This is a genomic window from Phenylobacterium sp. (assembly GCF_030693625.1).
Classification (GTDB): domain Bacteria; phylum Pseudomonadota; class Alphaproteobacteria; order Caulobacterales; family Caulobacteraceae; genus Phenylobacterium; species Phenylobacterium ferrooxidans.
This window is the reverse complement of record NZ_JAUYAF010000074.1, coordinates 30,733-43,008: the sequence shown is the minus strand read 5'-3', so window position 1 is coordinate 43,008 and position 12,276 is coordinate 30,733. Positions and strand designations below refer to the sequence as shown.

Annotated in this window: 12 protein-coding genes and 1 riboswitch; of the genes, 8 read left to right on the top strand and 4 right to left on the bottom strand. The window is 69.3% G+C overall.

Annotated elements, in window-relative coordinates:
* Positions 1–29: 29 nt before the first annotated feature.
* A complete protein-coding gene (locus tag Q8N10_RS17290; protein ID WP_304777237.1) occupies positions 30–2,018 on the bottom strand; it encodes a TonB-dependent siderophore receptor in 1,989 nt (662 codons plus the stop codon).
* 153 nt (positions 2,019–2,171) lie between these two features.
* Positions 2,172–2,365: riboswitch (cobalamin riboswitch) on the bottom strand.
* A gap of 285 nt (positions 2,366–2,650) precedes the next feature.
* Between Q8N10_RS17290 and kaiC the strand changes: the two genes are divergently transcribed.
* From kaiC to Q8N10_RS17255, 7 genes are all read left to right on the top strand, one after another.
* Positions 2,651–4,345, top strand: a complete 1,695-nt coding sequence (kaiC, locus tag Q8N10_RS17285) for a circadian clock protein KaiC (RefSeq protein ID WP_304777236.1) — start codon at positions 2,651–2,653, stop codon at positions 4,343–4,345.
* Positions 4,346–4,350: 5 nt separating this feature from the next.
* Positions 4,351–4,686 (top strand): circadian clock KaiB family protein, encoded by a 336-nt coding sequence (locus Q8N10_RS17280; RefSeq protein WP_304777235.1) that lies wholly within the window; start codon positions 4,351–4,353, stop codon positions 4,684–4,686.
* Complete coding sequence (locus Q8N10_RS17275) at positions 4,673–6,262, top strand: sensor histidine kinase (RefSeq protein ID WP_304777234.1); 1,590 nt, start codon at positions 4,673–4,675, stop codon at positions 6,260–6,262. Before Q8N10_RS17280 ends, Q8N10_RS17275 begins: the two co-directional genes overlap by 14 nt.
* Before the next feature lie 177 nt (positions 6,263–6,439).
* Positions 6,440–6,838 (top strand): thiol-disulfide oxidoreductase DCC family protein, encoded by a 399-nt coding sequence (locus Q8N10_RS17270; protein WP_304777233.1) that lies wholly within the window; start codon positions 6,440–6,442, stop codon positions 6,836–6,838.
* Positions 6,835–7,794 carry an NAD(P)/FAD-dependent oxidoreductase gene (locus Q8N10_RS17265; RefSeq protein WP_304777232.1) on the top strand — a complete coding sequence of 320 codons (960 nt, stop codon included), beginning with the start codon at positions 6,835–6,837 and terminating at the stop codon, positions 7,792–7,794. The genes Q8N10_RS17270 and Q8N10_RS17265 overlap by 4 nt, the downstream gene beginning before the upstream one ends.
* 73 nt (positions 7,795–7,867) lie before the next feature.
* The gene (locus Q8N10_RS17260) at positions 7,868–8,407 is read left to right on the top strand and encodes an HD domain-containing protein (RefSeq protein ID WP_304777231.1); all 540 of its coding nucleotides are present in this window, start codon (positions 7,868–7,870) and stop codon (positions 8,405–8,407) included.
* Positions 8,408–8,420: 13 nt separating this feature from the next.
* On the top strand, positions 8,421–8,573 hold the full coding sequence (locus Q8N10_RS17255) for a hypothetical protein (RefSeq protein ID WP_304777230.1): 153 nt from the start codon (positions 8,421–8,423) through the stop codon (positions 8,571–8,573).
* Here Q8N10_RS17255 and Q8N10_RS17250 read toward each other — a convergent pair.
* Complete coding sequence (locus Q8N10_RS17250) at positions 8,570–9,955, bottom strand: AMP-binding protein (protein ID WP_304777229.1); 1,386 nt, start codon at positions 9,953–9,955, stop codon at positions 8,570–8,572. The two genes, Q8N10_RS17255 and Q8N10_RS17250, sit on opposite strands and share 4 nt — an antisense overlap.
* 46 nt (positions 9,956–10,001) lie before the next feature.
* Here Q8N10_RS17250 and Q8N10_RS17245 point away from each other — a divergent pair, with 46 nt between their 5' ends.
* Positions 10,002–10,697, top strand: a complete 696-nt coding sequence (locus tag Q8N10_RS17245; RefSeq protein ID WP_304777228.1) for a glycosyltransferase family protein — start codon at positions 10,002–10,004, stop codon at positions 10,695–10,697.
* Between the two features lie 7 nt (positions 10,698–10,704).
* On the opposite strand, the gene Q8N10_RS17240 is transcribed toward Q8N10_RS17245, so the two are convergent.
* Both Q8N10_RS17240 and pseH read right to left on the bottom strand, forming a co-directional pair.
* On the bottom strand, positions 10,705–11,049 hold the full coding sequence (locus Q8N10_RS17240; RefSeq protein WP_304777227.1) for a hypothetical protein: 345 nt from the start codon (positions 11,047–11,049) through the stop codon (positions 10,705–10,707).
* A gap of 634 nt (positions 11,050–11,683) precedes the next feature.
* Positions 11,684–12,238: a UDP-4-amino-4,6-dideoxy-N-acetyl-beta-L-altrosamine N-acetyltransferase gene (gene pseH / locus Q8N10_RS17235; RefSeq protein ID WP_304777226.1), complete on the bottom strand. Its 555-nt coding sequence runs from the start codon at positions 12,236–12,238 to the stop codon at positions 11,684–11,686.
* Positions 12,239–12,276 lie beyond the last annotated feature (38 nt).

Genomic DNA, 12,276 nt, shown 5'->3' with positions numbered 1-12,276 from the left:
GCCCTCCCCCGCCGCAAACCCTTATGGCGTCAGAACTTGGCGCGCACGCCCACCGTCGCGGCGCGGCCCAGGGTTCCGTAGTTCCGCACCGTCTCGTAGCTGTCGTCGAGGACGTTATCGATCCGGCCATAGACCTCGAAGGTGTCGTTGATCGGGTAGGACGCCCGCAAGTCCAGCAGGGTGTGGGGCTGCAGGACATAGCTGTTGGCCGCGTTGTCGAAGCTGGCCCCGACGTGGCGTATGTCGGCCGTCGCGGAGAGACCAGAGCGCCATCGCCAGGTCGCCGCCAGGTTGGCCTGGTGCTCGGGCCGGCGGGCCAGCTGCTTGCCCCGGTTGGCGCCCGCCGAGCGGTTCTCGGTGTGGGTCCAGCTGTAGTTGGCGTCGAGGCTGAAGGCGCCCCGTTCGACCGCCGCGGTGAGCTCAACCCCTTGCGCAGCCGTCTTTGCGGTGTTGTCGTAATAGCCGAACCGCGCCACCCCGCCCGGGTTGCAGACCGCCGCCAGCGACCCGAAGGCGCAGGAGACGAAGTCGATCTGGTTCTCGGTGTCGCGCCAGAAGCCGGTGGCCGCCACCACCAGCCAACCGTCGCCCACCGCGTGCTCGACGCCCAGGTCCCAGCCGTCCGCCTGCTCGGCCGCCAGCCCCAGGTTCCCGTAGGCGCTGTAGAGCTGATAGAGGGTCGGGGCCTTGAATCCTTGGCCGAAACTGGCGCGCAGAATGGTTGCCTCGCCAATAGACCAGGCGCCGGCCACCTGCCCGAGCGTGTGGTCGCCGAAGGTGTCGTGGCTGTCGCGCCGCAGGCCGACACTGACCGACAGGTGATCGCTGAGGTCCCCACGAACCTGAGCATAGAGGCTGTCGATCCCCACCTCCGCCCGGGCCGCCACCGGCGACGGCGCAAAGGCCGAGGGCGCGCGGCTGCGGAAGCTGGCCTGCTCCCGCTCCGCCCCGAAGGTGGCGATCCAGGCCGGCGTAATCTCCAGGCTCCCCTGGTACTCCCAGCGCCGATTGCGGCCGGTGGAGTCGAAGGTAACCGGTGTCACCGCCTGGGCCGGGTCATAGTTCAGGCTGTCGGAGTTGGTGTAGCCGAAGGCCAGGCGGTTCTTCAGCCGGCCGTCCAGCAGGGCGAGGTTCAGGCCGCCATAGGCCACCAGCTCCTCGATCTGCGCATACTGGCCGGTGTCGGCGAAGGCGTAGGCCGGGGCCGGGAAGCCGTCGAAGTCATTGCGGTTCTTCGTATAGACCGCCCGCAGGTCCAGGGAGAGGTCGTTCGAAACGATCACCCGGGCCCGCCCGCTCACCGCGGCCTGGCGATAGCCGTCGTCCTCCGCCCCCCCGGCATAGGCCGAGACGCCGCCGGTCTCATAGCGGCTAGCCGACAGCCGCCAGACCAGGTGGTCGCTGCGCCCCGCCACCGCGCCGCGCAGATAGCTGGTCTCCTGCGTGCCCGCCTCGGCCTGCAGCCCGCCCTCGAAGGCCCCCGCCGGCTCGGCGGTGACGAGGTTGATCACCCCGCCGATGGCCTGGCCGCCCCACAGGGTCGACTGGGCGCCGCGCAGGATCTCGATGCGCGCCACGTCGCCGGTCAGCAGATTGGCGAAGTTGTAGCCGCCGCCGGGCGCCGACGGGTCGTTGATCTTCACCCCGTCCACCACGGCCACGGTCTGGTCGCCCTCCGCCCCGCGGATGCGCAGGGTGGTGATGCCGCCCGGCCCGCCATTGCGCGACATGGCCACGCCCACGGTGCGCGAGACCAGGTCGGAGACCAGCAACTGCTGGCGCGCGGCGATGTCGGCCGCGGTCAGGACGGTGACCGACTGCCCCACCCTGGCCGGGTCCTGCGGCCCGCGGGCGGCGGTGACGATCAGCTCAGCTAGCGGGTTGGCCGCCTCCGGCCCGGCCGCGTCGGGGGTGGGGGTCACAGAGACACGCGCCGTGTCGTCGGCGAGCGCCGCGCTTGAGCTGAACAGAGCCACGGCAAGCGCGGCGGCGGAGGTCGATTGGAGATAGGTCTTCATGGGTCTTGCCCCTTCATCTGACGACGAACCGCCGCTCAGCGACAGGACGTCAGGACGCCGGGGTGGGCGTCAGGGCGCACGATCGCCGGGCCGCGGCCCAACAAACGTCGCCTCTCGGGACAATCCCCGTTCGCTCGGCGCACCCCGGCCGGTCGAAGGACGACTGCGTCAGGCAGGTCTCCTGGCTCACGGGTCAGCACCCTTTGCGCGCCGCCTTCCCAGACCCCGAAGGACCCAGTGGCTGATGGCGCGCGGGCTCGCCGCTTACAGTTGCGGGGGCAGCCCGGGTTTTCCACCCGAGTTCCCTTTTCATCTCCTCTCGGAGAACCTGTCGCAACGGTGGGTTTAGGGCGAAGCTGGGGGCGGGGTCAATGTGGGGGGTGGGTGCGAAGGCACCCTCGCCACCTGCCACTGCGCCGCCGTCTGACTCACCTGTGAGGCCGCGCCCGTCGAGGTGACCGCGTGCACCTGCACCATCTGCCGGCGGCATGGGGCGCCGTGAGCCTAGCAGGTGCGGGTCGGCCCAGCCCTCTGAGCGCGGACCGTTTTTCAACCTGTGAGATTTCGGCAGGACGCAGCGTCGGGGGTCTTGTACTGATCAGACGTGCGCTTCGCGCTCGAGGAGGGTGGCGATGACAATTCACACAAAGGCGATGGCCGCCCAGCTCCTCAAGGCGCCGAGCGGGGTCGCGGGCTTAGACGAGATCACCTTTGGCGGTTTGCCGGCGGGGCGTCCGACCCTGATCGCCGGGGCGGCTGGGTGCGGCAAGACGCTGTTCGCCCTGACCTTCCTGGTCAAGGGCGCCACCGAGCACGGCGAGCCCGGCGTCCTGATGAGCTTTGAGGAGCGGGCCCAGGACCTGGTGGAGAACGTCAGTTCGCTGGGCTACGACCTGCCGGGGCTGATAGCCGAGAACCGGCTGATCATCGACTATGTGCGGGTCGAGCGCAGCGAGATCGAGCAGAGCGGCGAGTACGACCTGGAAGCCCTGTTCATCCGGCTGGGCCACGCCATCGACAAGATCGGCGCCAAGCGGGTGGTGCTGGACACGCTGGAGGCCCTGTTCTCGGGCCTTGGCGATGGCCCCGTCCTGCGGGCCGAGTTGCGGCGGCTGTTCCAGTGGCTGAAGGATCGCGGCGTGACCGCGATGATCACCGCCGAGCGCGGCGCCGAGGGCCAGTTGACCCGGCACGGCCTGGAGGAGTACGTCTCCGACTGCGTGATCGCCCTGGACAACCGGGTCGAGGAGCAGATCACCACCCGGCGTCTGCGGGTGATGAAATACCGGGGCTCGGCCCACGGCACCAATGAGTACCCGTTCCTGATCGACCAGGGCGGCATCAGTGTCCTGCCGGTGACCTCGGCGGGGCTGTCGCACTCGATCTCCGACGAGGTGGTGTCCAGCGGGATCGGCGGGATCGACGCCATGTTGGGCATCGGCGGCTTCTATCGCGGCTCCAGCGTGCTGCTGTCTGGTCCGTCAGGCACCGGCAAGACCACCTTCGGATCGCAATTCGTCAACGCCGCCTGCGTGGCGGGCCAGAAGGCGATCTACTTCTCCTTCGAGGAGTCCCCCGAGCAGATCGTGCGCAACATGCAGTCGGTCGGCCTGGACCTGGGGGCGCATGTGGCCAGCGGCCTGCTGCGGTTTGAGTCGGCCCGGCCCAGCCTGTTCGGGCTGGAGATGCACCTGGTGCTGATGATCCGCCAGATCGAGGCGTTCAACCCCGCCGTCGTGGTGGTGGACCCGATCTCCGCCTTCCGGGGCTCGGAGAGTGAAATCCACGCCACCCTGTTGCGGCTGGTGGACTACCTGAAGGTCAAGGGGATCACCGGAGTCTTCAACAACCTGATCAGCGCCGACCATCATGACCGCAACGACCAGAGTCTGTCATCCCTGATGGACGTCTGGATCGGCCTGCACGATCTGCAGGCCAACGGCGAACGCAACCGCGGTCTGTTCGTGCTCAAGGCCCGGGGCATGAGCCACTCCAACCAGATCCGCGAATATCTGCTGGGGAGCGGCGGGGTGACCCTGATCGAGCCCTATATCGGGCCGCACGGCGTGATGACCGGCAGCGCCCGCATCGTGCAGGAGGCGCAGGAAGAGGCCGCGGCTCTGGAGCGCCTGGACGAGGTCAACCGCCGTCACCGGGAGTTCGTCCAGAAGCGCAACGCCGCCGAGCGGCAGATCGCCGAGACCCGGGAGGCGCTGGAGCGGGAAGAGGCCGAACTGCTCGCCCTGGAGACCGTCGATGAGCGCAAGGAGGAGGCGCTTACCGCGAGCCGCTTCGCCGCCGCGACCCGCCGGGGGTCATCGCTGTGACCACCTTGCCCGAGCCTCCCCCCGCCGCCGAACCAGAGGCAAGTTCCAAGCACGTCCTGAGGCTCTACGTCACCGGCTCGACGCCGCGCTCGACCCGGGCGATCGACAACCTGCGCCGGGTGCTCGAGAGCGAGCTTCCCGACAGCTACGATCTGGAGGTGATCGACGTCTACGAGCATCCGGAGGCGGCGGCGGAGCACCAGATTCTCGCGGCGCCGACGTTGATTAAGGTGTTTCCTGAGCCGGTGCGGCGGATCATCGGCGACCTCTCCGATACCGAGCGCGTGCTGCGCGGCCTGGACCTGAGGGCACGAGACGGACGCGCCGATGGTGGAAAATAGCCTGACCTCCGAACGCCCGACGCTGTCGCAGGCGCGCGAGATTTCCGAGCTCCGGGACCAGCTGGCCGAGGCCCTGGAGACCCTGGAGGCGATCCGCAATGGGGAGGTGGACGCCGTCGTCGTGGGCGGTCCCGACAATCGCCAAGTCTATACGCTAGAGTCCGCCGATCGCTCCTACCGCCAGCTCATCGAGCAGATGACCGACGGGGCGCTGATGATCAGCCAGGAGGGCGACGTGCTCTATGGCAACCGGGCCCTGGCCGACATGATGGGTGCGCCCGCCAGCCGCCTGACCGGCGCCCAGTTCGCCACCTTCGTGACGCCCGACTCCTCGGCCGATTTCCGGCGCCTGCTGAAAAACGGCGGCAAGGCCGAGCTGGTTCTGACCCGCGCCGACCGGGCGGAGACCTTCGTGGCGCAGCTGTCCCTCACCAGGACCGACTCCGGCGACGGCGCGTTCCTGTGCGGGGTGCTCACCGACCTCACCTCCACCTACAGCCAGGCCCGGGAAATCGCCGAGGCCAAGTCGGCCCTGGCCGTGGAGGCCGCTCACCGGGAGAGCGACGAGCGCTACCGGCTGATCCTGGAGGGCGCCAGCGACTACGCCATCATGGCCACCGACCTGGATGAACGGGTGACGATCTGGAACGCCGGCGCCCGGCAGATCCTGGGATGGGACGCGACAGAGCTCATCGGTCGGCGCTTCCCGGCCATCTGGACCCCAGAGGACAGGGCTGCGGGCGCCGACGATCACGAACGGGCCCATTGCCTGGCGAGCGGGCGGTCGGAGGTGGAGCGTTGGCATCTGCGCAAGGATGGCGCGCCCTTCTGGGCCCACACCCTGATGATGCCGCTCCGCAAGGATGACGGCCGGCTGATCGGCTTCCTCAAAATTCTTCGCGACCGGACCGAGCAGCGCGCGGCGGACGAGAGGCAGAACCTGCTGGTCAACGAACTCAACCACCGGGTCAAGAACACCCTGGCCACGGTCCAGTCCATCGCCACCCAGACGCTGCGCTCCGCACCCTCCGTGGAGCAGGGCCGCGCCGCTTTGGAGGAGCGGTTGCTGGCGCTCTCGAGAGCCCACGATGTTTTGACGCGCGAGAGCTGGGAAGGGGCGGAACTCAGCGAAATCGTGGCCTTGGCGGTCTCCCCCTACCTCGGCGCGGACCCCGCCCGGATCGTCACGGGCGGCCCCAGCATTCGCTTGGCGCCGCGGATGGCCCTGGCGATCGCCATGGCCCTGCAGGAGCTGGCGACCAATGCCGCCAAGTACGGCGCCTTGTCGCTGCAGGCGGGCCGGCTAACCATCCAATGGACTCAGGACGCCGACGTTATCCGGCTGCGGTGGGAAGAGATCGGCGGACCCCTAGTTGTTCCGCCTCTAAGCCGCAGCTTCGGCTCGCGCCTCATTGAACGCAGCCTCTCTGCCGAGCTGGGGGGCGAGGCGGCGATCACCTTCGCACCGACGGGGGTCATTTGCCTGATCACCGCCAGGTTGGCGACGGCGGGCAAGGGCCCAAGCGGGACCTTGGCCTGGTCTCCGAAGGGATATGTTCCGGTGGATCTCGACTGAAGCTCTCCCGGGAAGATTGGGTGACGAAAATTCGGTGACAGTGCATTAAATTGAAATCGGCGGCGGCTCTCTGCCCCTCAGGGCGTTAGCCCAATGAATGCACCTGTCACCGTACTCCTGACTGCATCCCTCAGCCGAGCGGCGCCGTACCGACGGAGGCGTTGGAGGCGCAAGGCGATGGCGGTTGAGGTGACGGTTTGGTACGACGGCGACTGTCCGTTGTGCCGCAACGAGATCGCGGTGCTGCGCGCCCTGGACGGGGGCGGCAAGGTCGCCTTCGTCGACCTGTCGATCGGCGAGCCCTGCCCTATCGACCGCGCGGCCATGAAGCTGCGGTTCCACGCCCAGGCGCCGGGCGGGCCGCTGCTGTCGGGCGCCGAGGCCTTCGCCGCCATGTGGCGCGCCGTGCCGCCGCTGCGGCCCCTGGGGGAGATGGCGCGGTCGCCGCGGGTGCTGGCGCGGCTGGAGCGTCTCTATCTCGGCTTCCTGAAGATCCGGCCCTGGCTGCAGGCCCTGCTGGGTGGCCCCCGCCGACCCGACCACGGCGACCGACGCCGCGACCGGGCGCGCACGTGACGCGGCGCGTCGCGGTGATCGGGGCGGGCCTGGCGGGCCTGGCCTGCGCCACGGTCCTGGCCCGCGCCGGCCATGCGGTCACGGTGCTCGACAAGGGCCGCGGACCGGGCGGGCGGATGTCGGCGCGGCGGGTGGAGACGCCCCTGGGCCAGGTGACTTTCGACCATGGCGCGCAGTATTTCACCGCCCGGGACCCGGGATTTCAGGCCCAGGTGCGGGCCTGGGCCCTGGCCGGGGTCTGCGCGCCCTGGCCGGCGGCCGGCGAGGGGGCGTGGGTCGGGACCCCGGCGATGAACGCGCCGATCCGCGCCCTGGCGCAGCCCCTGGACGTGGTGTGGGGCCGCCGGGTGGAGGCGATGGTCCAGGGCGAGGCGGGCTGGACCCTGATCGCCGACGGGGCGCCGCCGCTGGAGGCCGATGTGGTGATCCTGGCCACGCCCGCCGAGCAGGCGGCGGTGCTGCTGGACGCCCACGACGCGGCGGGCGCGAGCCTGGCCCGGGCGACCCCGGCCCAGCCCTGCTGGACGGTGATGGCGGCCTTTTCCGAACCGCTGCCGGTGGCGGCCGACATTTTCCGCAGCCCGGGGACGATCGGCTGGGCGGCGCGCAACAGCGCCAAGCCGGGGCGCGGCGGCCCGGAGGCCTGGGTGATCCAGGCCAGCCGCGACTGGTCGGCGGCCCATCTGGAGCTGCCGGCCGAGGCGGTGGCCGATCGGCTGGCGGGCGCCTTCGCCGACCTGGCGGGGGTCGACTGGCCCGCGCCCCTGTCTCTCGCCGCCCACCGCTGGCGCTACGCCCGCTCCGGGGCGGCCGGGAGCGAGGCCCTGTGGTCGCCGGAAACCGGCCTGGGGGTTTGCGGCGACTGGCTGGTCGGGCCGCGGGTGGAGTGCGCCTGGCTGTCGGGCCTGGCCCTGGCCCGCGCAATCGCGGCCGCGCCCGCGCCGGCGCCTGTCTGATCGCAGGCCGCTGCGCTTGGCCGGGATGACGAGAGGGGTTAGGCTAGCGCCAACGAGATCAAGGGAGAGCCAGATGTTCACGGACATGCGCCAGGGGACCCAGGAGCACTGGAAGGTGATCGGCGGGGAGCACCGGGTTCACCAGCAGACCACCGCGCCCATGCAGATCATGGACACCCTGCGCCGGCTGGAGCCGATGGAGCTGGGGTTCGCCGCCAACCAGCTGACCCACAGCCTGATGGCCGGGACCCTGGCGCGCCGCGACGGGGCCAGCGACGAGGAGGTCGTGGCCGCCCTGTGCCACGACATCGGCAAGGTGCTGTCGATCCCCAACCACGGGCCGATCGCGGCTGAGATGCTGAAGCCCTATGTGAACGACGACATCTACAAGGCCATCTACTGGCACCAGGATTTCCAGGGCGCCTATTATTACGAGTTCCTGGGCAAGCCGGGGAACCTGCGCGAGAGCTTCCGCGAGGAGAGCTGGTTTTCCATGGCCGAGAAGCTGGTGGACCGCTGGGACGCGCCGGCCTTCGACCCCGGCTTCGACGTCGACAGCCTGGAGAGCTTCGAGGACGTGGTGGTGAAGGTGTTTTCGTCGCCGAAGCGGTAGGGGCGACGAGGCGGTGAAGCCGGAGACCTTCGCGTACGTGGCGATGGCGTTCGTGATGGCCTACGTCGCCCTCCACAGTTACCGCGAGATGCAGGCCGGGCGCTGCTTTTCGGGCCGCAGCTGGAAAGAATGCCGGCCGGCGGCCGCCTCGCCGCTGCGCCCCTAGCTGAACGTCCCCACATAGGCCTCGCGCAGCAGGTTCTTCTGCACCTTGCCCATGGCGTTGCGGGGCAGATCCTCGACGAAGAAGATGCGTTTGGGCGCCTTGAAGGCGGCCAGCCGTTCGCGCAGCTTGGCGATCATGGCGGCCTCGTCGCCGGAGCCGATGACCACCGCGGCGACGGCCTCGCCAAAGTCGGGGTGGGGCAGGCCGATGACGGCGCTCTCGGTGACGCCGGGGAGCTCGTCGAGGATCAGCTCGATCTCCTTGGGGTAGACGTTGTAGCCGCCGCTGATGATCAGGTCCTTGGCGCGGCCGGAGATCCAGACGCGGCCGTCCGCGTCCTGGCGGCCCACGTCGCCGGTCTTGAACCAGCCGTCGGCGGTGAAGTCCTGCGCGGTCTTCTCGGGCATGCGCCAGTAGCCGCAGAAGACGCTGGGGCCCTTGATCTCGATAACGCCGGTGGGGTCGGGGCCGGCGATGCGCAGGGCCACGCCCGGCAGGGGATAGCCGACGCTGCCGGCGACGCGGTCGCCCACCAGGGGGTTGGTGGTGATGATCACCGCCTCGCTCATGCCGTAGCGCTCCAGGATGCGCGTGCCGGTGCGCTGTTCGAACTCGGCGAAGGTCGATTCCAGCAGCGGGGCGGAGCCGGAGATGAACAGGCGCATGTGGGCGGCGGCGGCCTGGGTGAAGCCGGGATTGGCCAGCAGGCGGGTGTAGAAGGTGGGCACCCCCATCATCACCGTGGAGCGCGCCAGGCCCGCCAGCACCGGGGCGTCCTCGTACTTGGCCAGCCAGACCATGGGGGCGCGCGCCAGGAAGGCGCAGTGCAGGGCCACGAACAGGCCGTGCACGTGGAAGATCGGCAGGGCGTGCAGCAGGACGTCGTCGCCGGTGAAGCCCCAGGCCTGCGTCAGCGCCGTGGCGTTGGCGTAGAGCGCCCCGTGGGTCAGCATGGCGCCCTTGGACCGCCCCGTGGTGCCGCTGGTGTAGATGATGGCCGCCAGGTCGTCGTCGGTGCGCCGGACGGTGGTTTCGAGCGGCGCGTGGCCGGCGGCCTCGGCGGCGAGCGCCACGGCGTCCTGAACAAACAGGGCCGGCTCGGCGTCGGTGAGGAAGTACTCCACCTCGCTGGCGGTGTAGGCGGTGTTGAGCGGCAGGAAGACGGCGCCGGCCTTCAGCGTCGCCAGGTAGAGCATGACCGCCTCAGGCGTCTTGTCGGTCTGCACCGCCACGCGGTCGCCGGGGACGACGCCCCTCGAGATCAGCAGGGCGGCCAGGCGGCCGGCGCCCGCGTCCAGCTCGCCGTAGGTGATCTGCGCGCCGTCCGGGAGCAGGAAGCAGGGACGGTCGGAGGCGGTGATGAGGCGGTCGTAGAGGTTCATGGGTCGCAGCCTACCGCGACGCGGGCGGCCCCGTTAAGGTGCTCAAATGATCCTAGGCATAATCCAGGCGCGGATGAGCTCGAGCCGGCTGCCCGGCAAGGTGCTGGCCGATGTGGCGGGCATGCCGATGCTGGGCCGCCAGGTGGAGCGGCTGCGGCGCTCGAGGCGGATGGACGAACTGGTGCTGGCCACCAGCGACCAGGCCAGCGACGACGCGGTGGCCGACTACGCCGCGCGGCTGGACCTCACCGTGGTGCGCGGCGACCTCGACGACGTGCTGGGGCGGTTCGGGCGGGCGCTCGACGCCTTCCCCGAGGCGGCCACGGTGGTGCGGATGACCGCTGATTGTCCGCTCACGGACTGGCGGGTGCTGGACGCGGTGATCGCGCACCATGCGGCGACCCGCGCCGACTATGCCAGCAACACCCCGGAGGTGCGCACCTATCCCCACGGCCTCGACATCGAGGTGATGACGGCGGCGACGTTACGCACCGCGCTCTTCGAGGCGACCGACCCCTATGACCGCGAGCACGTGACACCGTTCCTGTACCGCAATCCGAAGCGGTTCCGGATCGAGTTCCTGTCCCAGACCCCCTCCCTGGCCCACCTGCGCTGGACGGTGGACCATCCGGAAGACCTGGACTTCGTGCGCCATGTCTACGGGACGCTGCACGCCGCCAACCCGGATTTCGGCATGGCGGAGATCGCGGCGCTGGAGTGGAACAGTTCTAAGGCGGTCTGATCGCGCGTCAGTAGGCCTTGAAGCTGTCCAGCCCCAGCAGTTCGGGAAGGCTGGCGATATCCTTGGCGCGGCGGACCTCGGCCAGCAAAGGGGCGAGCACGTTGTCGGAGTAGTCGTACTGTCCGTAGTCTTCGGGAAAGGCCTCCAGCATGGCGCAGGCGCGCGCCTTGACCTCGTCGAGCGACAGCGGTTCCAGCGCGTCCAACTCATGCTCGATGCGCGATTGCAGCTTGGCGAATAGGAGGATCGACAGCAGGCTCTTCAGCAACGACTCCGCTCTGCCAACCCGGGTGACAGAGCGGACAATCCAGCCGCGTCCGTTCGCATCGACGAGTTCCATTCCGAGCTGCATGTTGTCCTCGAGCGTCTTCGGCCCGCACGAGGTGAGGGTATCCCCTTGCTAGCGGCTCTCAGACCCTTAACAGCGGCGCCGACCGGCAGAACGTCTCCGACCGCCATCAAGCCGTTGAAAGCCGCGCCGCCGTAGTTCCCGTCCTGAAGGTCGGCGACCGCCTCCCAGGCAGGCCCGACCACCGGAATGAACGACTGAGCCAGGTTTGGGCGGGGAATATCCGGGCCGTCCTGGAAATCGTTAAATGCGGCTTGGGCCACATCAAGAGGCGAACGAAAGCCACCATCTTCCGCCTCCCGCTTCGCTCTTAGCTTGGCCATCTCTTGGTCGTACAAATCGCCGGCAGGATCCGGCACGGTGCGCGATTGGCCGCGTGGCGCTAGGGCCATCTTTTTCTCCGTGAATGGGAATGGAGGTCACACGCGTCCCCTCCCTCAACGGGCGGAGGCTCTGCCTCTAACGACGCGCAGGGACAGGATTCAAAGCGCATTCTTGCTGCAGCCATTGTCCGCCTAGGCGGGTGGCGAGGCGCAGTGATTTCGCACCGGCGAACGTCTCACGGTGGGGTTGCTCTGTCAAGAACAAATAGGGAACAAATTCTCTGACCTAGGAAGCCACTGTTCGAGCGGCAGGCTCAGATCACAAACCCCCGCGCCCGCAGGCGCGCGACGCTGGCCGGGCGGGCCTTGGCCCAGTCGGCAGCCAGCAGGCCCAGGCCCACCACGTCGTGGGCCGTCCCGCCCTTCCAGACGTGGCTGCGGTAGAGGGCCTCGCGCTGGAAACCGAAGGACTCGTGCATCTTCCAGACCGCCTCGTTCTCCAGCAGCACCTCGCAGCAGAGCTTGTTGAGCTTGAGGTCGCCGAAGACGTGGTCGAGGACGAAGACCTCGACGAAGGCGCCGACGCCCTTGCCGCGCACCGCCGGGCTGGCGAGGTAGTAGGCCCAGGCGGCCTTGCGGTGGGCGGTGGAGATGTCGGCCAGGTTGGCCAGGCCCACCGGCTCGCCGTCCAGTTCGATGATCCAGTAGCGGCGGGTGGGGTCGCCGGCGATCCCGGCGAACCAGCGGTCGTGCTCGGGGCGGCTGATCTCGTGGTCGGAATACATCCAGCGCGCCACCTCGGGCAGGTTGCGCCAGGCCAGCAGGCGGTCGCTGTCGTCGGGGGTCAGGTCGCGCAGGCGGACGGTCATGGCGTCTCCGAGGATCGGCGCCTAAGATCGCGCAAAAC